Consider the following 22,791-nt stretch of genomic DNA (forward strand, 5'->3'; position numbering starts at 1 on the left):
CATGATTGTCCGTGATTTCAACGAGATCCTGAAGAACCAGCGCGACCGGGTGGTCAGCGATGCCAAATGGACCAGCGTGCGTATGCTGCTGGCCGATGACAAGATGGGCTTTTCCTTCCACATCACCTTCCTGGAGGCGGGATCGGAGCACACTTTCGAGTACAAGAACCACTTTGAAAGCGTCTACTGCATGCAGGGCTCTGGCTCGATCACCGACCTGGCCACGGGTGAGACCCACCTGATCCGACCCGGCGTGATGTATGCGCTGGACAAGCACGACCGCCATGTGCTGCGCGCCGAGGAAGAACTGGTGATGGCCTGTTGCTTCAACCCGCCAGTGACGGGCACCGAGGTCCACCGCGAGGACGGATCCTACGCCGCTCCCGAGGCTGTCGAGGCATAGGCCATGACCCATACCGTTGAAAAGATCGGCGGGACATCCATGTCCCGCCTCAATGAACTGCGCGATACGCTGTTTATCAGGAACGGCAAGGCCGAGTATGGCCGTATCTTTGTTGTCTCGGCCTTTGGTGGCATCACCAACCTGCTGCTCGAGCACAAGAAAACCGGCACGCCGGGCGTATATGCCCGCTTTGCCAATGCCGAGGATGATCATGGCTGGCTTGATGCCCTGAACGAGACTTCTGCGGCAATGATCGCCGCCCATGAGGCGGTTCTGGACCATCAGGGGGATATCGATCAGGCGACGGCATTCGTGCAGGAGAGGATCGAGGGCGCACGCAACTGTCTGATCGATCTGCAGCGCCTGTGCTCTTATGGGCATTTCCGGCTGAACACGCATCTTCTTCAGATCCGCGAGCTGCTCTCTGGTCTTGGGGAGGCGCATTCGGCGCTTGTGGCGGTGCTGATGCTGCAACGGGCAGGCGTGAACGCGCGTCTGGTGGATCTTTCGGGATGGCGCGGCGAGGCGGACCTGACGCTTGAGGCGCGGATTACCTCTGGTATGGAAGGGATCGACCCGGCCCAGGAAATGCCGATTGTCACCGGCTATGCGCAATGCGCCGAAGGCTTGATGCGTGAATTCGACCGGGGCTATTCTGAGGTGACCTTTTCGCAGCTTGCCGCCCAGACTGGCGCGCGCGAGGCGATCATTCACAAGGAATTCCATCTGTCCTCGGCTGACCCCAAGCTGGTTGGCGAAGGCAATGCCCGCAAGCTGGGCCACACCAATTATGACGTGGCCGATCAGATGGCCAATCTTGGCATGGAAGCGATCCACCCCTCGGCGGCCAAGACGCTGCGCCAGTCGGGTGTGCCCCTGCGCGTCACCAACTGCTTTGAGCCAGAAGATCCCGGTACGGTCATCGACGATCAGCCTGCGCCGAAACCGGCGGCAGAGATCGTTACCGGCCTCGATATCATTGCACTTGAGCTGTTCGAGCAGGATATGGTCGGTGTCAAAGGCTACGATGCTGCAGTTCTGGAGATCCTGACCCGTCACAATGTGCGCATCGTGTCGAAAGTGACCAATGCCAACACTGTGACGCATTATCTGGACACCTCGCTGAAATCGATGCGCCGGGTCGAGGCGGACCTGTCAAAACGGTTCCCGCAGGCCGAGATCAACAGCGAGAAACTGTCGCTGATTTCCGTGGTTGGCCGTGATCTCAGCGGGCTGCATGTTCTGGCGCGTGGCATGAATGCCTTTGCCAAGGATGACATCCTGCCACGGGGTGCAACTCAGGGTCCGCGCAACGTGGACACCCAGTTCATCCTGCAGCGTGAGGACAAGGACAAGGCGATAGCCTTGTTGCATGAAGAGTTCTTTGGCAGTTCAGAGGCCGAGACCCGGATGGCCGCCTGATCGGTCGGCTCCTTCTCTGGCGCTGCGCGTTCAGCTTTTGCGCGAGGGGCGGCGCAAGGGAGCGCGGCTTCGGTCATTCCCGGCAGAAGTGGCCTTTTGCAGCAGGACCAGAAACTGGTCCTGCTCCTCTTTTGAAAGACCAATCAGAATCTCGCCCTGAACGACATCGACCAGCGGCTGGACCTTGGCAAGAATCTCTTCCCCCGCTTTGGTCAGATTCAATTGCCTTGCGCGCCGGTCCGTCAAGCTGACGCTGCGATCAATCAGCGCCTTCGTCTCGAGCCGGTCAATGACCTTCCCGAGCGTCGCCTTGTCATAGGCAATCAGCCCGGCGACCGAGGCCTGATCAACCCCTGGATTGGCCTTGATCGCCTTGAGCGCGGCGTATTGCACCGGTGTCAGGTCCACATCGTGGGCCGACAGCATCTCTGCGAACTGGGCGACCGAAATCTGATGGAGGCGCCGGATCAGATGGCCGGGAAACCGGTGGAGATCCAGATCGTAACTGTCCGCATCATGGGCTGTCATCAGGGTGGGTCCGCAGTCCGGGTGGGGTTTTGTTTCTTATCCCGGTAAATCAATCAGAAAATTCGGTAAATAGCCATATTGCCCGTGGGCGCCGACCAGCGGTGATTTGCGCATTTACGTCTTTTCCTGCCAGGGCTGTCGGGCTAAGTCTGCCGGATGGCGCTTGTTTTTTCTTCCCTCCAAGAGATGTTCGATCATGGTCACGATGCGGTGATCGATGTTCGCAGCCCTGCTGAATTTGCCGAAGATCACGTTCCCGGTGCCATAAACCTGCCGGTCCTCAGCAACGAGGAGCGTGCAAAGGTGGGCACGATATATGTGCAGCAAAGCCCCTTTCTTGCTCGCAAGATTGGCGCTGCCATGGTGTTTCGCAACGCCGCCGATCATATCGAGCGGACGCTCAGCCGACAGGAAGGGGGCTGGCGTCCGCTGGTTTACTGCTGGCGGGGCGGGCAGCGTTCTGGCAGTTTCACCTATCTTCTGCAACAAATCGGCTGGCGGGCCGAAGTCATCAAGGGCGGCTATCAGTCCTACCGCCGCCTTGTTCACGCGATGTTGTATGAGACCGAACTGCCTTATCGCCTGGTTCTTCTGGATGGCTATACCGGAACGGCAAAAACATCCCTGTTGCAGCATGTGGCGGACGCGGGCGGTCAGGTGCTGGATCTTGAGGGGCTGGCCAACCATCGCGGTTCTTTGCTCGGGGACATGCCCGGTGATCAGCCCAGTCAAAAAGCGTTCGAATCCCGGCTTGCCGGGGCCCTTGTGAGGCTCGATCCGACACGTCCGGTTCTGGTGGAAGCGGAATCCAGCAAGATTGGCGCAAGGATCTTACCGCCCAGCCTTTGGAGCCTGATGAAAGAGGCGCGTCGGATCGAGGTCGACGCTCCGCTCGGGGCGCGTTGCCAATACCTTCTGCGCACTTACGGGGACAACCTGCCACCGCCCGACGCGCTGGCAGAGACGCTGAACCGCCTGCGCGTGCACCGCTCGAACGCGGTTGTGGACGGCTGGCTGGACAGGATCGGCGCGGGCGACATGGCGGGGCTGGCCGAGGCCCTGATGGTCGAGCACTATGATCCGGCCTATCAGACCTCTCGGCGTCAGATCGGTGCACAGGTGATGGCCTCTGTCACGCTGGACCGGCTGGAGACCGATGCACTAAAAGCGGCGGCAACCCAGATCTGTCAACATCTTGAACAGATCGGTCATCTCCAGGAGCAAAGTCCCCTTTAGCGGAGCACGATCTGTCCTGCGCCCTTGGTGATATGCCCGATTATAGCTGCCCTGTGGCCTGCTTCTTGCAGGGTTTTCACTGCGGCCTCCGCCTTCTTTCGGGGCAGGGCGGCAAGCAGGCCACCTGCGGTTTGCGGATCAAACAGCAGCTCCTGTGCGCCGGTCGTCTTCCATTCGGGCAAAAGAGATGCGTTCTCGGGGAACAGCGATGAGCGCACACCGCTTTCAGCCAGTACCGCTGCACCGTCCATCAGGGGCACGGTTGCAAACTCAACCTCGGCGCCGACGTTTGAGGCTTCGCAGATGCCCAGGAGGTGCCCGGCCAGACCAAAGCCCGTGACATCGGTCATCGCATGAGCATCGGACGCCAACACCTCAGATGGCAGCGCCTGCGAGCGTTGCATCTGGTCCAGTGCGGCGGCAACCCATGCGCCCTCTGCCTTTGCGGCCATTTCGGCGGCCATGATCACACCGGATCCGATCGGCTTTGTCAGAACCAGCGCGTCGCCGGGCCGCGCACCGGCCAGCGTCACCGGATCGCGCTCGCACAGGCCGGTCACGGTGAATCCCACGGTCAGTTCTTCGCCCAAGGATGTATGCCCGCCGACGATATCGGCACCGGCCTCAGCCATCACGCTGCGGGCCGCGCTCATGATTTCGGTCAGGGTGCGCTGCTGCAGCGCAGGCGACAGGCGCGGCAGGATCAGGTTCGCGGTGGCGGCCTGAGGGGCGGCGCCCATGGCCCAGACATCTCCCAGCGCGTGGATCGCGGCGATGCGCGCCATCACATAAGGGTCGAGGGTAAAGGCGCGTAAGTGGTCGGTGCTGATCACCTGCCGTGTGGCTCCCATGGTCAACAGCGCCGCATCGTCACCCGGCAGTGCAGTGACATCATCGCGCGTGCCGACTGGTGCATGTCCCAATGCGGCGCGCAACGCACCGCGCCCGGCCTTGGCGCCGCAGCCGCCGCACATGGGTTTGTCTCCCAGAACCTCGGGCAGATCCTCTGTGTGCTCTGCAGGCAGATCCGGAGAGTCCATCTCGGGCAGGGCGCGGAACTGCTCCATGAAATTCTGGTCGATCCGATCCTTCCAGCGCCAGACCATTTTTCCTGCAAACAGCATTCCAAATCGTTCGCCCAGGGCGTCTTTGGCGCCCATGGAGATGAGTTTCAGATAGTCTTTTTGGGGCTTGTAGCGGCGCGTGACATCTCCGGTGATGGCGGCGCGCAGATTGTGCAAGAGGATCGGCGCCTGCCGCACCGCGTAGACACCTGCCTTGGGGCGCGGGGCGTAGCCCAGATGCGCGCAGTCGCCCGTGGCAAAGATCGCGGGATCCGAGGTTTGCAAGGTGTCAGAGACGGTCAGAAACCCCTCGTGCAGATCCAGGCCGCTGCCCGATAGCCACTCATGCGGGCGCGCGCCAGCTGCCCCCACGGTGAAGTCAGACAGCACCTCGCGCCCGCCTTCCAGTGTCACATGATCCGCATGGAGGCTGGCAATCGATGCGTTTTCGATCAGTGTAACGCCCATCTCCGCAAAGGCGCGCCGCATCTTGTCCCGCACACCAGCGCTCGCGGTGCCGAGCACCGGTCCGCTGTCTATCAAGGTCGCCTGCTGCAATCGGTCCCGACTGCGCAGAGCGTGGGCCATGGCCAGTACAAGCTCGGCGCCGGCAACGCCGCCACCAATCACCGAGATTCGCGCAGGGCCGTCGCTTTCGCGGAACACGGCCCATTTCTGCGCAAAGGTTCCCAGTGGCTTGGCGGGAACGCCGTGCTCTGCAAATCCGGGCAGGTTTGGCATCTCGGATGTGATGCCCACATCGACCGAGGCCACGTCAAAGCGGATGTCCGGGCGGCCCGCCACGCGCACGGTCCGGGTCTCTGGATCCAGCCCCTCTGCGGCGCCCAGGATGAGCCGGGCACCGGCATGACGCGCCAGCCGCACCAGATCGATATCGAGATCGCTGCGTTGGTAATGGCCTGCCACATACCCCGGCAGCATGCCCGAATAGGGGGCAGTGGGACCGGGGTTGATCAGTGTAAGACGCGCACCGGGCAGGGGGCGCATCGCCCATTTGAGGAGAACAAGCGCATGGGCATGGCCGCCTCCGATCAGAACCACATCCTTGGTCTGGGGAAGGCGGAGGCTGTCCATGTCACTGCTCTTTCTGCGTAAAGTTGCCGTGCTAAAAGGCGCGGGTTCAGTTGGCGGTCTCGGCCTGTTTGTCCTCTTCGGGGATATTGTGCGTTGCCCAGATCCCGTCCTGCCCCGCCTCTGGCAGCGTGCCGGTTTCCTCACGCCGGTGAATGTGGACCTTGGCGATGAAATGGGCCGTCACCGGAGCCGTCAGGAACAGGAACAGCGTGATCATCAGTTCGTGCAGCGACAGGCGCCCTTCAAAGGCGATGGCGTGCACGATAGAGGCCAGCAGCACCCCGCCCACGCCAAGAGTTGTCGCCTTGGTCGGGGCATGCAGCCGCGACATCGGATCGTTGAGTTTGAGTAGACCGAAAGAGCCGACAAAGCCGAAGATGCCGGCCATCACCAGAAAAGCTGTGATCAAGAGGTCGATAAAGAGTTCCATGGATGCCTCACTCGATGATGTTGCCGCGCAGGATGAAGCGCGCATAGGCCACTGTTGAGACAAAACCCAGCATGGCGATCAGCATGGCCGCCTCGAAGAAGATCTCGGTTCCAAGCGCCAGACCATAAAGAACCATCAGCGCGATGGCGTTGATGAACATGGTATCAAGCGCCAGGATCCGGTCGGCCATGGTGGTGCCGAACATGACCTTCCAGAGATTCATCAAAAGCGCCAATGCAAAGCAGACGAATGCAAATAGGGCCGCAATTTCAATCATTCGAAAATCTCCATCAGGCGGCGCTCGTAGCGCTGTTTGATCTCGTCCCGGACGGCATCCACGTCATCGCAGTCGAGGCAATGGACCAGCAGCGCATGGCCTTCGGCCGAAAGATCTGCCGAAACCGTGCCGGGCGTCATCGTGATGGTTCCCGCGAGAACGGTGATCGCCTCCGGGGTGCGCAGATCCAGGGGGATGGTCACCCAGGCCGGTTGGCGTTTGGCATTGGGTTTGAACAGCACGATGCGCGCAACCGTCACGTTTGCAACCACGATGTCCCACATGACCAGCAGAATGTATGCAGCGATCTTGACCGGGTGCTTCATGCGCAGTTGCTGCGGCCAGAACGGCTGGGTCAGGAAGGGGATCAGCAACCCCAGGAGAAAACCGAAGACCAGAGAGTTCAGCGTGAAGCTGTTGACGGTCAGAACCCAGGTCAGCGTCAGCAATAGGGTCAGAACGGGATGAGGAAGAACTCGGCGCATCAGTTTCATTTACCCGCCCTTTCCAACACGGTTTCAAGATAGTCCTGCGGCGCAAAGAGCTGCGTTGCAGTGGCTTCGGCATAGTCCATCATGGGGCCTGCAAGGATCGTTAGCAGGATCAGGCCTGCGAGCAGCCCGAAACAGGCTACGAAGGGCAGCGCCGAGTTTGACGGACTCTCTTCCTGGACCGGTGGCTCCAGGGCTTCTTCGCTTTCGGTTTCGACCTGTGGCTCAAGTCCGTGGCTTTTCCAGAAGACCAGGCTGCCCGCACGGGCAAGGCCGATGATCGTGATCAGGGAGGAAACGAGGATCACGCCCCAGATCCACCACACCAGCTCATGACTGCGCGCCGCGTCCATGACCAGCAGCTTGCCCAGGAAACCCGACAGGGGCGGCATGCCTGCTAGGGCGATGGCCCCAGCAAAGAACAGCGCCGCGATCAGGCCGCTTTGGGCCATGACCGGTTTGGCGGCGATCTCGCCGCCCTGACGCTCCATCACCATATCGGCGATGAGGAACAGGAGGGCGGCCGCCAGTGTGGAATGGACCGTGTAGTAAAGCGCGGCGGCCACGGCCTCGGGCGTGAAAAGCGCGACGGCCGTCAGAAGCGTGCCCATCGAGGTTATTGCTCCAAAGGCCACCAGCCGCCCGATCTCACGCGCGCCGAGAACACCGATGGCGCCGACGGCGAGGGTGATCAGGGCAGCAGGCAGCAGCCAGTCCCCGGCGAGGCCCGCAGTGATCTCGACATCGGGGCCAAAGACCAGCGTGTACATGCGCAGGATTGCATAGGCGCCCACCTTGGTCATGATGGCGAAGAGGGCGGCAACCGGCAGCGGCGCATTGGCATAAGAGGCGGGCAGCCAGAAATGCAGAGGCAGAACGGCAGCCTTGATCGCAAAGACCAGAAGGAGCAGCACGGCGCCGACGCGCAGCAATGCGGTATCCTCGGCCGGAAGCTCGGCCACGCGCACGGCAAGGTCGGCCATGTTGAGCGTACCGGTCACTGCATAAAGCGTACCCAGCGCAAACAGGAACAGGGTCGAGCCCAGGAGGTTATAGACCACGTACTGCACGCCCGCCCGGAACCGGGTTGCGCCGCCTGCGTGGATCATCAACCCGTAAGAGGCGATCAGCAGCACTTCAAAGAAGACGAAGAGGTTGAAGGCATCGCCGGTCATGAAGGCGCCGATAATGCCCATCAACTGGAACTGGAACAGCGCATGGAAGTTGGCGCCGCGCGCATCCCAGCCGGTGCCGATGGCATAGAGCAGCACGGCAAGAGCCAATACCGCCGTCAGCACGATCATCATCGCTGACAGACGATCCAGCACCAGAACGATACCAAAGGGCGCGGGCCAGTCGCCCAGCTCGTAGACCTGAACGGTGCCGTCAGCGGCCTGCGACGCCAGCACCAGCGTGATCACGGCAATGGCCACCGTGCTCGCAATCGAGAAGATGCGCTGCAGGTCCAGGTGGTACCGCACCACCATGATGATGAAGGGGGCAACGAGCGCCGGCAGCAGGATCGGCGCAATCAGAAGGTGGTTCATGCGTCCTCTCCCGTCTTGGCGGCATCGCCGTCTTCCAGCATGTCGATCCGGTCATCGCGCGCCGACAAAAAGGCGCCAAGGGCGATCATCACCACAACGGCGGTCATCCCGAAGGAGATCACGATTGCCGTCAGCACCAGCGCCTGGGGCAGCGGATCGGTATAGGCGATCTCCTCGTACTTGTTGAGGATGGGCGGGGCGTTGACCATCAGGCGACCAGTGGCGAACAGAAAGACGTTCACCGCATAAGAGACCAGCGACAGGCCCAGGATCACCGGGAAGGTGCGCTTGCGCAGGATCAGATAGACCCCGGCAGCCGTCAGCAGGCCAACAGCCGAAGCAACCAGAAATTCCATGCTCAGACCTCGTTTTCTTTCTTGGGCTCGTCATCACGGGCCGGGTTGATGTCCATGGCGTATTCCGAAGAGACCCCCGGCTGCCAGGCAAAGCGCGACAGGCTCTCCAGCGCCAGCAGCACCGCCCCGACAACGGCGAGGAAGACGCCCAGATCGAATAGGGCTGCGGTGGCCCATTCGAACTCCTGCAGGGGCGGCCAGTGGATGTAGCCAAAAGCGGAGGTCAGGAAGGGCATGTCGTTGAACCAGGCACCGATCCCTGTGGCGGCTGCAATCAGCACGCCGGATCCGATGATCCCGTGATAGAGGAACCGCTGCCGTTCGGATGTCCAGGCAAAGCCGGAGGCCATGTATTGCATGATTACGGCGATGGCCGCGATCAGCCCGGCAATGAAGCCGCCTCCGGGCAGGTTATGTCCACGGAAGAAGATATAGGCCGCCACCATCAGCGCCAGCGGCATCATCACGCGGGTTGCGACCACCATCATCATCGGGTGGGCATCGCCCGCCTGCGGCAGATCCGGTTTGCGGTTGAGAAGGTAGGCGCGCACGCGGGTGCCCAGAACCGCTTCGGTCAGGGCGTAGATGACGAGCGCTGCAATGCCCAGAACGATGATCTCGCCAAAGGTGTCAAAGCCGCGGAAGTCCACCAGGATCACGTTCACCACATTGGTGCCGCCGCCCCCTTTGTAGGAGTTGGCCAGATGGAACTCGGAAATCGTCGGCGCCGCGAAATCGCGTGTCATCAGCGCATAGATCAGCCCGCCAGAGCCAAGCCCTGCCACCACCGCAATCGCGCCATCGCGCAGGCGGGTCAGGGTCGGGGTCTCTATCGGTGTCTCCTTGGGCATGAAGTTCAGCGCCAGCAGCATCAGTACGATCGTCACAACCTCGACCGACAGCTGGGTCAGGGCAAGGTCTGGCGCGGAGAGGTAGTTGAACGACATGGAGACCACGAGCCCCACAACACCGATCAGGATCAGTGCCAAAAGGCGGTTGTGATGACGCAGCACGATCATAACCGTCGCCAGTACAAGGCTCAGCCAGCCAAGGGCCGGGATCGGCTCAATGGCCTGCACTGCGCGGGTGGCAGGGCCAGTGTTGCCGGTGCTGTAGGCATACCATCCCAGGGCCACGGTAAAGGCGACCATGATTGCGCCATAGCGGGTGATCGCGCCATTGTGCAGCCCGTCGGTGATCCCCTTTGACAGGCGCGCAAGCCCATCCATCAGCGCATCGAAGATCACTTTTGCTTCGGGGCGCGGGGCGGCGTTCCAGGCGCGCATGACGGGGCCATGGGCCGCCAGAAGCAGGGCACCGCCCGCCACAGCCACCACCGACATGTAAAGCGCGGGTGTGAAGCCGTGCCAGAGTTTCAGCGAATAATAGGGCAGCTCTTCGCCGCCGATGACCGCACCTGCAGCCACAGCGACCAGAGGGCCGACGATCTTGGCTGAGAAGAGTCCGATCAGCACCACTAGCGTGATCAGGAATGCAGGTGCCAGCCACATGCCCGCCCCCGGATCATGAGGATGCGCGGGGTAGTCGTCGCGCTTGGGGCCAAAGAAGACATGCACGATGAAGCGGAAGGAATAGGCGGCAGAAAACAGGGCTGCGACCAGCGCCAGACCGGGCACGATATAGGGCGAGCCAGCCCAGGTCGTAACAGCGGTGGCATCCAGCATCATTTCCTTCGACAAGAAACCGTTGAAGGGCGGAATACCGGCCATGGACAGGGCCGCGACCAGCGCGATTGTAAAGGTCACGGGCATCAGATGGCGCAGACCGCCAAGGCGCTTGATGTCGCGCGTGTGCGCCTCGTGATCGACGATGCCGGCCGACATGAAGAGAGCGGCCTTGAATGTGGCGTGGTTGATGATGTGGAAGACCGCGATCACCGCTGCGAGCTTGGTGCCAAAGCCCAGGAGCATGGTGATGAGGCCCAGGTGGCTGACGGTGGAAAACGCCAGCAGCCCCTTCAGATCATCCTTGAACAGGGCTATCACCGCGCCAAGGGTCATGGTCACAAGGCCGGTTGTCGCCACGATGTAGAACCACTCGGGCGTGCCCGCCAGAACCGGCCACATCCGCGCCATCAGGAAAAGACCCGCCTTCACCATTGTGGCCGAGTGCAGATAGGCCGAAACGGGCGTCGGCGCGGCCATGGCGTGCGGCAGCCAGAAATGGAAGGGGAACTGCGCCGATTTGGTGAAACAGCCCAGAAGGATCAGGATCAGTGCAGGCAGGTAGAGCGGCGACGCCTGGATCGCCTCCTTGTTCTGCAGGATCACGCTCAGGTCATAGGATCCTGCGATATTGCCGAGGATCAGCATGCCCCCGATCATGGCAAGCCCGCCCGACCCGGTGACGGTCAGGGCCATGCGCGCGCCCTGACGCCCTTCGGGCAAGTGTTTCCAGTAGCCGATGAGCAGGAAGGACGAGAGCGACGTCAGCTCCCAGAAGATCAGTAACAGCAGGATGTTGTCCGACAGAACAATTCCGACCATCGCGCCCTGAAACAGCAGCAGATATGTATAGAATTGCCCCATCGGATCCTCTCGCGAGAGGTAGAACCGCGCGTAGAGGATGATCAGGAGGCCGATGCCCAGGATCAGCGTGGCAAAGAGAAACCCAAGCCCGTCCAGAAAGAAGTTCGCATTGAGTCCCAGTCCCGGCAACCAGTCGAAACGGGCCGTGATGACCTCTCCGGAAAAGACAGCCGGTGCATGCAGCAACAGGCCAACGAAGGCAAGAAAGGTGGTCAGCCCGGCGGCCGATGCCGAGGCATTTCGTCCGGCGCGGATCAGCAGGGCTGGAAAAACGGCGCCAAGAAAGGGCAGGGCCGCAATCAAAAACAGGGACACGTGCAGTTCTCCCGGGTTGGGCTAGGCGAATTTTGACTTTGCCTAAGCAATTTTTCGCTTCTGTGCCAGCCCCGCAGGCTCGTTCTGGCGACGATCAGGCCTTTGAAACTGGAATTGTTGGACATTGCGGCTCTAATTGGGGCCGCAACGCCGCGTTGACAAGATTTTGAATGGTCAAAATTTCTGTCCCATGCAGAACTGTCACGCACCTGGTGGTTTCGGGGCAGGCCCGAGCCGCGTCTGCGGCCTGGGGCCTGTGCCAAAAGGGCGAGCAAGAGACGGGCATTGATGGGATGAAAGGGCGACAGATGACGCAAGTGCAGAACCGCGACAGGCAGCCTGCGGAGGTCTCGCGGCGCGGGCTGATGAAACTGGCCGGGGTGGCAGTCGGAGGTCTTGCTTTGGGCGGGCTCGCCTGGCACCTGCGCCCTGCGCCGGACCATGACAGGCCACGCCTCACGGTATCGGATGCTTTTGCGCGCGCCGCGGCGAATGAGATCACTCTGGTGGATATCCGCACCCCACGCGAGTGGCGCAGCACAGGTGTGCCGGTGGGAAGCGTTCAGCTGGATATGCGGCGCAAGGATTTTGCCGAAGCGCTTGCGCAGGCCGTGAATGGGAACCGCGCTGCTCCGATCGCTCTGATCTGCGCGCGCGGCGTGCGCTCGGCGCGCATGGTGCATGCGCTGTCAGAAGCCGGGTTTTCCCAGGTTCTCGACGTCCCCGAGGGAATGCTGGGCTCGCACGCGGGGCCGGGATGGATCGCCGGCAACCTGCCGGTTGCCCGCTGGCAGGGATAATGCCGCTGCGCCGCTCTTTGCTTGCCGGGCTGTTGGGGGCTGCGGCTTGGTTCGGGGCATCGGAACCTGCGGCTGCGGGCTGCGGATCGGTCCCGGCGCCTTGCAGGGTTTCCAGCGGTGACTACGAACTCGCCCTACCTGCACACGCTGATCACTCGGGCGGAGCCACCGCGCTTCCGGCGGTGGTCTTCCTGCATGGCCATGGCAGCGCGGGGGCGGCCGTGATGCGCAACCGGTCGCTGGTGGATGGGCTGCTGTTGCGGGGATATGCGGTGATTGCCCCAACAGCCTTGCCCCGATGGCAAGGCAAACGGTCGTGGAATTTCCTGCCGGGGCGCGAGGGGCGGGATGAGGCGCTCTTCTTGAGAGAAGTCGTCGCAGATGCGCAATACCGCGCGGGCGTGGATCCGCAGCGTGTTCTTCTGGCGGGGTTTTCTGCGGGGGCCTTCATGGTCAATTACCTCGCTTGCGCGCACCCCGGGGATTTTGCCGCCTATGCACCGGTGGCAGGCGGTTTCTGGGATCCGCTTCCCGCCGACTGCGCGGGACCCGTGCGCCTGTTCCACACCCATGGATGGGCCGATACCGTCGTGCCACTGGAGGGACGGTTCTTGGCTGGCGGTGCCTTTCGGCAAGGCGATGTATTTGCCGGTTTGGCGCTGTGGCGCCGTGTGAACAGGTGTCCTTCGGATGCGCCAGCCAATCAGGGCGCGAGGGGTCAGTGGTCCTGGAGACTCTGGTCCTGCAACAGCCGCGCGGACCTCGTATTCTCTTTGGTGCCAAATGGTCATGTCGTGCCGGGGGAGTGGCCACATCGTGTTCTGGATTGGTTCGAGGCAAGGGGCGACTGACGGATCCGGCTTCCCGCTTTTGAGGCGGGGTGGACCTCCCGCTCCGCTTTGATGCATCGCAGATGCATCGCTGCGCGTTGGGCGTGGCAGGGCACCTTTGGTGCCCTGCACAGAGGGGTTTGCGACCATTTGCCTGATGCCGGATGTGGCCTATTCCGCCGCAGAGCGGTCGTGACGATGGCCTGCCAAAAGATCTGCCATATCCTTGCGATAGGTGAGGGCCGCCTGCAGGACACGGGGTTGCGCAAAGGTTTCTTTCGATCCCATCCAATTGCGGATCCGGGCAGGGGGGCGCCATCCGGAGATCGCCGAGAGCGGAACCGCAAGGCAAAGTGACAGTGCGATCGGAAGGAGCCAGAGCGACACGATGCCTGCAAGCATTCCAGTTGCAAGTGTCAGGCCGCAAAGGCTCTCAAGCGCATGGCACAGGGCAATCTGCCTTAGGCCATAGTCTCCACCGCTGCGCGACTGAGGCGCCCACCCCTTTTGCAGACCCAGGAGGCTCCGCAATACTGCAACGACCTGTTGAACCATCAGGATCGGTGCATAGAGGATCGCGAGCAGTATTTCTGACACAAGCGAGAGGGCGAAATGCCCCGTGCCACCATAGTCGGCAAAGCGCGCGCCACTGAGCGGCAAAGCCAGAAGCGCCAACAGTTTGGGAGCAAGCAGCATCGCGTAGATAATCACGATCACGGCGACATGGCTTGGCTCGGACATGTCGGGCCAGGAGGGGTAAAGCGGATTTTCCGGATTGAAATATGCAAGCGCCGAGGTCTCGCTGCCCTTGCCGATCAGGGCCCAGATCACCAGTAGCGCGAACCATATGGGGGCCATGAGATACCCGACGGCACCATGCAGGAGGTGAAAGCGCGACAAAGCGGGAAACCCACGCGCGCCCAGTAGCCTGACATGCTGCAGGTTGCCCTGGCACCAGCGCCGATCCCGAAGGATGTGATCGATCAGTGTTGGCGGTGTTTCCTCATAGGAGCCGTCGATCCGGGGCAGAAAACGCACGCCCCATCCCGCCCGCCGCATGAGCCCCGCTTCGACGAAATCATGGCTCATGATAAGCGTATCAGACCCTAGCCGTCCTGGAAGGTTTGGCAATCCGGCGCAGGCGGCAAAGGCGCGGGTGCGAATGATGGCATTGTGTCCCCAGTAGTTGCCTTCGGTTCCGACCCAGGCGGCCAGCCCCTCGGCCATGGCAAGGCCGTAAACTCCATTGGCAAACTGCTGCATGCGACCAAAGACTGAACCCGCGCCAATCAGTTTCGGATAGCTCTGGATCAGCCCGGCGCGGGGATCCGCAGAGAGCGTATCCGCAAGCGCGGCGATCGCTTGGCCGGTCATCAGACTGTCTGCGTCCAGAACCAGCATGGCGTCATGGCCACCGCCCCAGCGGCGCACCCAGTCGGCGATGTTGCCCGCCTTGCGACCCGTGTTCTGGTGTCGACGCCTGTAATGTATCGCGATATCCGGGGGCAGGGTGCTGCGCAGCGCCTCCACACCCAGACGTTCCTGCCGGGCGATTGCACCATCGCGGGTGTCCGAGAGGATGAACATGCAATAGCGATGCCTTCCACCCAGGGCGTAGAGTTCTTCCAGCATGGTGCGGGCATTGGCCCCGACCGCGGCGGGATCTTCGTTGTGAACGGGGATCAGGAGCGCCACCCTGAGAGGCGCCGGGGTCTCATGGAGCGTATGGCGGTCAGGAAGTATGGCTTGCCGCTGGCGAAACAGGCGCCATAGGCCCAGCAGCACGGTCGAGACGGAGAAGGTGATCCAGAAAAAGTTGAAGGCGATCAGAAACAGCAGCAGCGCTTCAAGTGCCATGATCCCATCCGCCGCGAACCACCCATTCATGACATAAGCCAGACCAAGGGTCGCGAGCAGTGCCGGCGAAAAGGCCATCAGCCGCCATAGCACGACGTCTTTTTGTCGCGTGGTGCCGGGGGCGTGCTGGTCCCGGAATGCTGCTGCGAAATCCTGGATTGGCATCTCCAACGGGTGTTCGGCTGGCATCAGGTCTAGGCCCGGCGCGGCGAAGTCATGGGCCATTTCACCTGCGCCGGGAGGCTCCAGCTCTGTGGCATCCCTCATGACGTCCACCTGTAGAGCCAGACCTCGGATACCTGTTGGCTGCCCCGTCGCAGCTCGGCCCGCAGTTCCACATGATCGCGCTTTCCCGGATCAAAGCTGAAAGCCAGACGCAGGCCGCCCGTTGCGGGATTGCGCTGCAGCACACCCTGGCTCAGCATCACATGCGGAGAGGACAGAACGACTTCGAGATCCTCTGGATTACCCTCCAAAAGCGGGTGGGGCGCGAAGTCGACGGTCATGATCCGGCCCGGTGGCCCAAAGACGCGGGCGCCTGCGGCAGTGTCGATCACCTGCGCCAAGGGACGGTCGGGACCTTCGCCCCAGGTCATGCGATACTCAAGCCGTACTTCGGATCCGGCAGCGAAAGGCACCCTTGGGCGCCAGTAGGCCACGATATTGTCGTAGATCTCCTTGTCAGCCGGGATTTCCACCAGCGTCACCGCCCCTTCGCCCCAGTCTCCTTTGGGTTCGATCCATAGACTGGGGCGGTTTTCGTAATGGGCTTCGAGGTCGGCAAAGTCAGACAGCTTGCGGCTGCGCTGCATAAGGCCAAAGCCGCGCGGGTTCTCATCCACAAAGGACGACACCTGCAGCCGGGCCGGGTTGGCCAGCGGGCGCCACAGGGTTTCGCCATTGCCGTTTGCGATGAGCAGCCCGTCGCTGTCGTGAACCGCAGGGCGGAAATCGTCGAACCGGTTGCGGTTGGTGCGATCGAACAGGAACATCGAGGTGAGCGGGGCAAGCCCGGCATGGGTCAGATCCACGCGGGGAAACAGAGTCGCCTCGACATCGATCACGCAGGGCAGGCCCGGTGTGATGGTGAACCGGTAAGCGCCCGCGACCGACGGAGAGTCCATCAGTGCGTGCACCACCATCTTGCGCTGATCCGGCGCCGGGGCCTCCAGCCAGAATTCGGTGAACTCCGGGAACTCCTCTCCATCCGCATCGGCTGTTTTCAGGGCCAGCCCACGGGCCGACAACCCGTATGTCTGCCCCATCCCGATGGCGCGAAAGTAGCTCGCACCCTGGAAGACGCAGAATTCCGTTTTCTTGCCGGGTTCGCTCAACTCGGTACGCAGGCGAAAGCCCGAATACCCCAGCGGGCCGTCCGTGCTGAGGTCCGGTGCCCTGTCTGTCTTGTCAAAGAGCGATAGGTCAAAGGCGATGGGGCGCACCTGTCCTTCTGCCAGCTCATGCATCTGCACCGCGCGCGGAAAGTAGAGACCGGGCAGGAAGAAATCGACGTTGTAGCTGCGGTCTGTCTTGCTCCAGAGGGCGTCGCGACTGCGGAACCAGCGCGTCTGGTAGTCTTCATAGGTCAGGTTGAGCCAGTCCTGCGGCACCTGTGCGCGTGCCTCAAAAGGAGCCTGTGCCAGCCTGCGCGCCTTTGCGATCACGTCCAGAGGGTGAAACGGACGTGATGCGTCGGTGGCCAAAAGGGGGCTGGCCAGGCTGGCCAATGCAAGCGAGGAGACGCCGCCGAGAAGACCTCGTCTTGAGATCATCGCTTGACCCTCCATGGCTGGGATTTGAACCAGGCCGCGCCGTAGGCGCAGGCGATGATCAGGGCAAATCCTGCGAGATTGGCGGCGGCGGTGATCAGGATGCCGCGATCCGTCTGGTCAAGGGCAAAGCCGATCAGCCGGGCCAGCGCCATCGAGAAGACAAAGACCGCGAGGGACTGCTGGCCGACCTTGGAGATGATGCTCAAAACGCGGGACCAGATCCGTGCGGCAAACGATTGCCCCGAGGCGATCAGCCTGGCGCCTTCGCTCCCTGCAAGCATCCAGGCGAGATAGGCCAGCGTTAGGAAATGAGCATAGCGCAAGAGGCCGAAATCGGTCTTCTCCCGCCACTCAAGGGTCACTTGCCACATCGGGCGAATTGCATCGGCTAGATCGCTGTTCCAGGTCTCAAGCCACAGAAAGACTTTCCACGATCCGAACGGGGCTGACAGGACCAGAAAGGCGGCGCAGCAAGTGGCAAACAGGCCAGAAACAGGGGGCGCGGGGATCCATCCCTTCATGAAGGCAAAGCCGGTAAAGAACAAAAGCTGCCAGCCAAAGGGGTTGAAGAACCATTCCCGGTCCGACCAGGGCTCGGCAGGCAGCGATATGCCGTTGGGGCCAAGGCCTATCATGTAGGGATTGGCGGCGAGCCAGATCAGGCCACAGGCCGCCGCAATCGCCCGGGGGCCGATGCGTTCCAGCCCCATCATCAGGGGCATCAGCGCCAGCACCACCAGATACATGGGCAGGATGTCAAAGTAGTTCGGCACATAGGTCAGCGTGAACAGGCCAACCAGTTGCACCATCGGATCGTTGAAAAACGGCAAGAGGTTCAGAGACGCGGTATAGCTTCGGTCAAAGGCGCCGCTCAGGTCCAACGCCGCCATGGTCATGGCCACAAAGACAAAAAGCCCGATATGGGCCCAGAAGACCTGCCAGCAGCGGAACAGGACGCGGGCCGTGCCCATGAGCCAGCCGCCGCGCGCATAAGAGCCGCCAAAGGCGATGGCCGAGGCCATACCGGAGCAGAACACGAAAATCTCGGTGGCGTCTGAAAACCCGAAGCGGGCCGGAATCCAGCCCGTCCAGCGGTTGTCGGGGATGTGGGCAATCAGGATGATGAACATGGCGATGCCCCGGTAGAAATCGAGGCGCGGGTCGCGGGGGCGCACCGGCACACCGTTCGGCACTGGGGGGGCGCTGGGCGGTTGCCGGGTATTGGCGGCTGCGGCGCCCGGCGGTGCGACATCCCGGGCCTGAGGAGCCGGGAACTTGGAGATGGTTGCCATCGGGAATCACTTGGTTTTTGAGGGAAATGGAAAGGACTGGCTCCCGGCTACTCGGCCGGAAGGCTTTGTATGTCAGTTGGTGTCTGAGCGGCTTGGATCATGGCGCGTCGGGCAAGGGCGTAATTGTCCTCGAAGCCGCCTCTTTGGGCGCGGCGCGCGTCCAGGATGGCGGTGACCTCGCACAGGCGTCCGGCTCGCAGGCCCGAATCAATGGTCATCCGCTCGAAGACATCGCGCTGGGCATGGCTGCCACCGGCCAGTTGCATCGATGTCCGTGCCTGCGACAGGTGATCAAAGGCGAGGCCGAAATCTCCCTCGCCAAATGCCTCAAGTCCGCTGGCAGCGGCGCACCCCGGATCCGCCATCCGCTGCCGGGCCTCGTTCTGACCTGCGCGGCCTGCGTCGGCGTGGATGCGCCGCACCATCTGCGTTGCCTCATCCTTGCGGCCGCGTCCGGCCAGGGCCAGGAGGTAGTGAAGATCAGCAAAGATCAGGCTGCCATCTTCGGTGCGGTTTGCGCAAAGATCTGACAGCTCTTCCCAGCGATTACCGATGGGTATCCCGTCCAGCTCAAGCCGCATCAACAGAGAGGTTGCGTTTGAGATATCGCGATAGTCGTCGGTCTTGTCCTTGCGGATTTCACGGTCGTAGAGATCCAGCACGACATCGGTCTGCCCGAGGTCCAGATGCATCAGCGCCTTGTGCCACCAGACGTGATAGCGAAAGTTGTTGCAGTGGCTCCAGGCCCCTTCGCGTCCGGAAAGCCACTCCAGCCCGGCTTTGGCGTTGCCGGTCATGTCGTGCACATGGGCCACGGCGTGCAGCCCCCAGGCATCATCCGGCGCCATCCACAGCGCCTGCCGACCCGTGGTTTCCGCCTTGGCATAATCGCCGGTTTCTTCCAGTGCAAAGGCATGACATCCAAGCAGATAGCCGCGGCCGACATGGCCAGGCTCATAAGCGGGCATCACCCGCTCGATCGAGCGGCGCATGCCTTCGCTGTCGCCCAATACAAACCGGATCGCCTGGCTCATCTTCATGGCTAGACTGTCGGCGGGGTGATCCCGCAGGACGGTCTCCAGCATCTGTACGGCGCGGCTTGGGCGTCCTTCCAGCCAAAGCTGCAGCGCATCGACATAGCGCCGCTCTCGGGGCAGGGCGGCCTCATAGTTGCCAAGGGCGGCAGTGAGGGCATCCCGCGCGGCGGCTTGCATTTCACGGCGCCCGAGCAGCATCAGGAAAAGACCTTTCGCCGCCTGGCCAAGGGCGAAGTGAGGGGCGGCATCCAGGAGCTGCCCCAGATGTGCCGGTGTGGCGGCACTGTGCGACAGGACCCCCAATTGAACCTTGTTCCAAAGCTCGGCGCAGGACCGGGCCGTCAGGCTCGTTTCCTGTCCAAAGATATCGTTTGCCATGTAGGATCTTCCTCGCCGCTTGGGATACTGGGATTTGCTGTGTGGTTCAGCGTAGAGGAGGGAGAATTGTCACGCGATGGGCGCTCGCGCGTTGGTGAAGGCGCGTGTGCGAAGCGTGGAAAGATCCGCTGAAAAGGCCGCTCTTTGTCGGCCATTTCCTGCCCCGAGAGCCTGTTTCAACGAAAAAGCCCGCCAAAAAGGCGGGCCTTTGCCGGTTTTTGTAACATTCGGAGAAAACCCGCCGGGCCAAGTCTTGCCTAGTCGGTCTCAAACGGGGCCTTCGCGGCGAGAATTTCTGCGCTGTCGGCCCCGCATGAAGGTGGCGCGTGGCGATAGATTACCGGTGTGCGCGAAAAATTCAGCGGATTGCCAAGCAGTTTGACGGGGATTCCATTCGCCTCCATCTCGATTGCCATGCCGCGCGCGGCCACCTGATCCGAGGCAAAGACACGGTCCAGCGTCTGCACGGGACCTGCTGTGACCTTGCGTGCCTCCATCGCCGCGATCACTTCATCCATGGTGAAGCGTTTGAGCGCGGGGATCATGATATCGTTCAGCGCATCGCGATGCTTGAGCCGGGATGGGTTGGTCGCAAAACGGGGATCCTCGGCCAGACCTTCGAGGCCGAGAAATTCCATTACCCTGCGGAACTGGGCGTCATTGCCGATGGCCAGGATGACATGGGAATCAGAGGTCTCGTAAACGCCATAGGGCATGATCGAAGGGTGCTCGTTGCCGCGCCGCGTGGGCAGTGTGCCGGTGTTGAGATAGGCGACGCCCTCGTTGATCAGCCAGGCGATGGTGCTGTCGACCAGGGCAAGATCGATCTGCTGACCCTCGCCTGTCTTCTCCTGATGGTGCAGGGCGGCCAGAATGCCGATGCAGGCGTACATGCCGCACATCACATCCGCGATCCCGGTCCCGACCTTCACCGGCTGACCCTCTGGATCGCCGGTCAGCGACATGATCCCGCCAAACCCTTGCGCAACCAGATCATAGCCGGGGCGGTGGCTGTTGGGGCCGGTCTGCCCATAGCCCGAGATCGAGCAATAGATCAGCCGGGGCAGGTCGTCCTTGAGGCTGGCATAATCAAGCCCGTATTTTGCGAGGCCACCGGGCTTGAAGTTCTCGATCAGAATATCGGCATCCGCCGCCAGTCTGCGGATTTCGGCCTGGCCTTCGGGGGTGGCGATATCGATGGCGACCGAACGCTTATTGCGGTTGGCAGCCATGTAATAGGCCGACAGATCCGTCGGATTGCCGTCTTTGTCCATGGCATAGGGCGGGCCCCACTGGCGGGTATCATCACCGCCCGACTTTGGGTTTTCCACCTTGATCACGGTTGCGCCCAGATCGCCCAATAGCTGCGTGCAGGTAGGGCCTGCCAGAATGCGCGACAGGTCCAGGACCTTGATCCCTTTGAGGGCACCGTGCGGCAACATGCTAGATGCGTCCATCATATCCTCCCGGTTCGATTTCCGCAGAGATGACAGTGAAGCGATCCGATGCCAAGGCTTGCGCAAGGGCTGCACGCAGTTCCGTTCGGTCACGAACCGTCACGCCATTGCCGCCAAAGGCGCGGCCCATGGCGGCGAAATCGTGCCGGGCAAAGTCGACGCCGCGGTTGGTCATCTGGCGCTGGCGCTGCTTGAGTTCGATCAGCGCAAGGCTCGCATCGGCAAAAACGACAAAGATGGGCGCCACGTTCAACTCGGTCGCAGTGGCCAGATCGCCGGCCACCATCAGAAAGCCAGCGTCTCCGGAAAAGCTGACGACGGGCCTGTCGGGCTGCGCCAGTTTGCGCCCGATCGCCATGGGCACGGCGCAGCCCATTGTGCACAGCCCGGATGACTGGATCAGCCCGCGCGGCTCATGGCATGTCCACATCTGGCTTAGCAGGATCCGATGTGCGCCGCTGTCGGCGGTGGCCAGCGTTTCAGGCGGCAGGCTGGCGCGGCATTCTGCAATGACACCGGCTGGCCCCCAGCTGTCGTCCTGCGGGAATGCCGTTGCTAGCGCAACGCGGGCTTTATCTGGCTGGCCGTGCGTCCATGTATTTGACAGGCGCGCAGTCTCGGGCGTGAGCGCTGTCAGGGTTGCGCTCAGCGGCGACACGATGCTGAGGCTGGACTGGTGCATGTAGTGCGTGTTGGCTTCGGCCGCGATTTCGATCACACGCTGTGTCTTTGCATCCCAGGCGTTGCGCCAGCCGGGGCGCATTTCAATCGGATCGTAGCCAAGGGACAGGATCAGGTCGGCCTCTTTCACAAGCGGCAACAGATGCCTGTCCGCGAGCGGCGACAGCCCCGCACCGCCGAGGCACAGGGGATGGTCTTCGGGCAGGATCCCTTTGGCCTTGTAGGTGGTGACAAAGGGGATCTGATTGGCGTCGAGAAAGGCGCGCAGGGCGGGGCCTGCGCCCTCGGCCACGGCGTCAAGGCCAATGATAGCGAGGGGGCGCTTTGCCTCCTTGAGCCAGGAGTGCGCCTGCGCCAGTGTTGCATTGTCTGGCACCGTGGCTGCAGCGGGCGCGCGGCGGATGTTACGCTCTCTGGCAGGGCTATCGGCAACCGAAATCGGAACATCGATATGGACCGGGCCGCAACGCGGCGCGGTCGCAATGGAGACTGCCTTGTCGGCGATGACTTCGGCGGCCTCGGCATTCAGGCGGAAGGTGGCCTTGGTGATGGGGGTGAAGACCGCACGGTGGTCCAGCACCTGATGCGTGTATGTGTGTTCTTCTGCGGCATCGACGCAGCCAGTAAGGACCAGCATCGGCACCCGGTCCTGTTGGGCATTGGCCACGACGTTGACGCCATTGAGCGCACCGGGTCCCAGGGTCGCCACGAGAATCACTGGTGCTCCGTCGGAGTGATGCACCCCTTCGCCCATGAAGCCGGCGGCGTTTTCGTGTTTGGCAAGATGAAAGGAGATCCCTGCCGTCTCAAGCGCATCCACCAGCGTCAGAACTTCGCCGCCGGGCATGCCAAAGGCATGGCGGCATCCCGCTTCATAAAGTCGCCGGGCAAGAATGTCGGCTGCGCGCAGGTCTTTTGTCATGGGGCCTATCCATCGTGAGAGCTTTGGCCCGCAGCATGCGCGTGCTGTTGCG

General features: G+C 62.1%; 19 protein-coding genes. 5 read left to right on the plus strand and 14 right to left on the minus strand.

The features are described 5' to 3' along the window. Window position 1: 1 nt before the first annotated feature. Complete coding sequence (locus AADA15_RS05175) at window positions 2-403, plus strand: ectoine synthase (RefSeq protein ID WP_341640474.1); 402 nt, start codon at window positions 2-4, stop codon at window positions 401-403. Between the two features lie 3 nt (window positions 404-406). Beyond that, a complete protein-coding gene (locus tag AADA15_RS05180; protein ID WP_341640475.1) occupies window positions 407-1,825 on the plus strand; it encodes an aspartate kinase in 1,419 nt (472 codons plus the stop codon). Between the two features lie 30 nt (window positions 1,826-1,855). Here the strand turns inward: AADA15_RS05180 and AADA15_RS05185 are convergent, their stop codons facing one another. Beyond that, the gene (locus tag AADA15_RS05185) at window positions 1,856-2,353 is read right to left on the minus strand and encodes a MarR family winged helix-turn-helix transcriptional regulator (RefSeq protein WP_341640476.1); all 498 of its coding nucleotides are present in this window, start codon (window positions 2,351-2,353) and stop codon (window positions 1,856-1,858) included. A gap of 156 nt (window positions 2,354-2,509) precedes the next feature. Here AADA15_RS05185 and mnmH point away from each other — a divergent pair, with 156 nt between their 5' ends. Beyond that, the gene (mnmH, locus tag AADA15_RS05190) at window positions 2,510-3,589 is read left to right on the plus strand and encodes a tRNA 2-selenouridine(34) synthase MnmH (RefSeq protein ID WP_341640477.1); all 1,080 of its coding nucleotides are present in this window, start codon (window positions 2,510-2,512) and stop codon (window positions 3,587-3,589) included. On the opposite strand, the gene selD is transcribed toward mnmH, so the two are convergent. Genes selD through AADA15_RS05225 form a run of 7 tightly spaced genes read right to left on the minus strand, consistent with a single transcriptional unit; the run spans window position 3,586 to window position 11,713 of the window. Beyond that, window positions 3,586-5,748 (minus strand): selenide, water dikinase SelD, encoded by a 2,163-nt coding sequence (gene selD / locus AADA15_RS05195; protein WP_341640478.1) that lies wholly within the window; start codon window positions 5,746-5,748, stop codon window positions 3,586-3,588. The genes mnmH and selD overlap by 4 nt on opposite strands. A 46-nt stretch (window positions 5,749-5,794) precedes the next feature. Further along, window positions 5,795-6,178: a Na+/H+ antiporter subunit G gene (locus tag AADA15_RS05200; RefSeq protein ID WP_341640479.1), complete on the minus strand. Its 384-nt coding sequence runs from the start codon at window positions 6,176-6,178 to the stop codon at window positions 5,795-5,797. Window positions 6,179-6,185: 7 nt separating this feature from the next. Further along, on the minus strand, window positions 6,186-6,455 hold the full coding sequence (locus AADA15_RS05205) for a K+/H+ antiporter subunit F (RefSeq protein WP_341640480.1): 270 nt from the start codon (window positions 6,453-6,455) through the stop codon (window positions 6,186-6,188). Next, a complete protein-coding gene (locus AADA15_RS05210; protein ID WP_341640481.1) occupies window positions 6,452-6,949 on the minus strand; it encodes a Na+/H+ antiporter subunit E in 498 nt (165 codons plus the stop codon). The genes AADA15_RS05205 and AADA15_RS05210 overlap by 4 nt, the downstream gene beginning before the upstream one ends. Next, window positions 6,946-8,493 (minus strand): monovalent cation/H+ antiporter subunit D, encoded by a 1,548-nt coding sequence (locus AADA15_RS05215; protein ID WP_341640482.1) that lies wholly within the window; start codon window positions 8,491-8,493, stop codon window positions 6,946-6,948. The genes AADA15_RS05210 and AADA15_RS05215 overlap by 4 nt, the downstream gene beginning before the upstream one ends. Beyond that, entirely contained in the window at window positions 8,490-8,849 is a 360-nt protein-coding gene (locus AADA15_RS05220; protein ID WP_341640483.1) for a Na+/H+ antiporter subunit C, read from the minus strand. Before AADA15_RS05220 ends, AADA15_RS05215 begins: the two co-directional genes overlap by 4 nt. Before the next feature lie 2 nt (window positions 8,850-8,851). Further along, on the minus strand, window positions 8,852-11,713 hold the full coding sequence (locus tag AADA15_RS05225; RefSeq protein WP_341640484.1) for a monovalent cation/H+ antiporter subunit A: 2,862 nt from the start codon (window positions 11,711-11,713) through the stop codon (window positions 8,852-8,854). 308 nt (window positions 11,714-12,021) lie between these two features. Between AADA15_RS05225 and AADA15_RS05230 the strand changes: the two genes are divergently transcribed. Together AADA15_RS05230 and AADA15_RS05235 are read left to right on the plus strand one after the other, a co-directional pair. Further along, complete coding sequence (locus AADA15_RS05230; RefSeq protein WP_341640485.1) at window positions 12,022-12,513, plus strand: rhodanese-like domain-containing protein; 492 nt, start codon at window positions 12,022-12,024, stop codon at window positions 12,511-12,513. Beyond that, a complete protein-coding gene (locus AADA15_RS05235; RefSeq protein WP_341640486.1) occupies window positions 12,513-13,364 on the plus strand; it encodes a CE1 family esterase in 852 nt (283 codons plus the stop codon). Before AADA15_RS05230 ends, AADA15_RS05235 begins: the two co-directional genes overlap by 1 nt. 150 nt (window positions 13,365-13,514) lie before the next feature. Here the strand turns inward: AADA15_RS05235 and mdoH are convergent, their stop codons facing one another. The 6 genes from mdoH to AADA15_RS05265 all read right to left on the minus strand — a co-directional run bounded on the left by mdoH (window position 13,515) and on the right by AADA15_RS05265 (window position 22,739). Beyond that, window positions 13,515-15,389, minus strand: coding sequence for a glucans biosynthesis glucosyltransferase MdoH (gene mdoH / locus AADA15_RS05240; RefSeq protein WP_437343172.1), 1,875 nt, complete (start codon window positions 15,387-15,389; stop codon window positions 13,515-13,517). A 74-nt stretch (window positions 15,390-15,463) separates the two neighbouring features. Continuing rightward, window positions 15,464-16,972, minus strand: coding sequence for an OpgD/OpgG family glucan biosynthesis protein (locus tag AADA15_RS05245; protein ID WP_341640487.1), 1,509 nt, complete (start codon window positions 16,970-16,972; stop codon window positions 15,464-15,466). Further along, entirely contained in the window at window positions 16,969-18,264 is a 1,296-nt protein-coding gene (locus AADA15_RS05250) for an OpgC family protein (protein ID WP_341640488.1), read from the minus strand. Before AADA15_RS05250 ends, AADA15_RS05245 begins: the two co-directional genes overlap by 4 nt. 47 nt (window positions 18,265-18,311) lie before the next feature. Continuing rightward, window positions 18,312-19,679 carry a tetratricopeptide repeat protein gene (locus AADA15_RS05255; protein WP_341640489.1) on the minus strand — a complete coding sequence of 456 codons (1,368 nt, stop codon included), beginning with the start codon at window positions 19,677-19,679 and terminating at the stop codon, window positions 18,312-18,314. Window positions 19,680-19,936: 257 nt separating this feature from the next. Continuing rightward, complete coding sequence (locus AADA15_RS05260; RefSeq protein ID WP_437343170.1) at window positions 19,937-21,136, minus strand: CaiB/BaiF CoA transferase family protein; 1,200 nt, start codon at window positions 21,134-21,136, stop codon at window positions 19,937-19,939. Beyond that, window positions 21,123-22,739: a thiamine pyrophosphate-binding protein gene (locus AADA15_RS05265; protein ID WP_341640491.1), complete on the minus strand. Its 1,617-nt coding sequence runs from the start codon at window positions 22,737-22,739 to the stop codon at window positions 21,123-21,125. The genes AADA15_RS05260 and AADA15_RS05265 overlap by 14 nt, the downstream gene beginning before the upstream one ends. Between the last annotated feature and the right edge of the window lie 52 nt (window positions 22,740-22,791).

The organism is Phycobacter sedimenti, assembly GCF_038148855.1.
In the GTDB taxonomy this organism is placed as follows: Bacteria; Pseudomonadota; Alphaproteobacteria; order Rhodobacterales; family Rhodobacteraceae; genus Phycobacter; species Phycobacter sedimenti.

Excerpts from the sequence above, each read along its gene's own strand:
- AADA15_RS05175 (WP_341640474.1), top strand. The coding sequence starts at position 2 with ATGATTGTCCGTGATTTCAACGAGATCCTGAAGAACCAGCGCGACCGG.
- AADA15_RS05180 (WP_341640475.1), top strand. The coding sequence starts at position 407 with ATGACCCATACCGTTGAAAAGATCGGCGGGACATCCATGTCCCGCCTC.
- AADA15_RS05185 (WP_341640476.1), bottom strand. The coding sequence starts at position 2,353 with ATGACAGCCCATGATGCGGACAGTTACGATCTGGATCTCCACCGGTTT.
- mnmH (WP_341640477.1), top strand. The coding sequence starts at position 2,510 with ATGGCGCTTGTTTTTTCTTCCCTCCAAGAGATGTTCGATCATGGTCAC.
- selD (WP_341640478.1), bottom strand. The coding sequence starts at position 5,748 with ATGGACAGCCTCCGCCTTCCCCAGACCAAGGATGTGGTTCTGATCGGA.
- AADA15_RS05200 (WP_341640479.1), bottom strand. The coding sequence starts at position 6,178 with ATGGAACTCTTTATCGACCTCTTGATCACAGCTTTTCTGGTGATGGCC.
- AADA15_RS05205 (WP_341640480.1), bottom strand. The coding sequence starts at position 6,455 with ATGATTGAAATTGCGGCCCTATTTGCATTCGTCTGCTTTGCATTGGCG.
- AADA15_RS05210 (WP_341640481.1), bottom strand. The coding sequence starts at position 6,949 with ATGAAACTGATGCGCCGAGTTCTTCCTCATCCCGTTCTGACCCTATTG.
- AADA15_RS05215 (WP_341640482.1), bottom strand. The coding sequence starts at position 8,493 with ATGAACCACCTTCTGATTGCGCCGATCCTGCTGCCGGCGCTCGTTGCC.
- AADA15_RS05220 (WP_341640483.1), bottom strand. The coding sequence starts at position 8,849 with ATGGAATTTCTGGTTGCTTCGGCTGTTGGCCTGCTGACGGCTGCCGGG.
- AADA15_RS05230 (WP_341640485.1), top strand. The coding sequence starts at position 12,022 with ATGACGCAAGTGCAGAACCGCGACAGGCAGCCTGCGGAGGTCTCGCGG.
- AADA15_RS05235 (WP_341640486.1), top strand. The coding sequence starts at position 12,513 with ATGCCGCTGCGCCGCTCTTTGCTTGCCGGGCTGTTGGGGGCTGCGGCT.
- mdoH (WP_437343172.1), bottom strand. The coding sequence starts at position 15,389 with ATGCCAGCCGAACACCCGTTGGAGATGCCAATCCAGGATTTCGCAGCA.
- AADA15_RS05245 (WP_341640487.1), bottom strand. The coding sequence starts at position 16,972 with ATGATCTCAAGACGAGGTCTTCTCGGCGGCGTCTCCTCGCTTGCATTG.
- AADA15_RS05250 (WP_341640488.1), bottom strand. The coding sequence starts at position 18,264 with ATGGCAACCATCTCCAAGTTCCCGGCTCCTCAGGCCCGGGATGTCGCA.
- AADA15_RS05255 (WP_341640489.1), bottom strand. The coding sequence starts at position 19,679 with ATGGCAAACGATATCTTTGGACAGGAAACGAGCCTGACGGCCCGGTCC.
- AADA15_RS05260 (WP_437343170.1), bottom strand. The coding sequence starts at position 21,136 with ATGGACGCATCTAGCATGTTGCCGCACGGTGCCCTCAAAGGGATCAAG.
- AADA15_RS05265 (WP_341640491.1), bottom strand. The coding sequence starts at position 22,739 with ATGACAAAAGACCTGCGCGCAGCCGACATTCTTGCCCGGCGACTTTAT.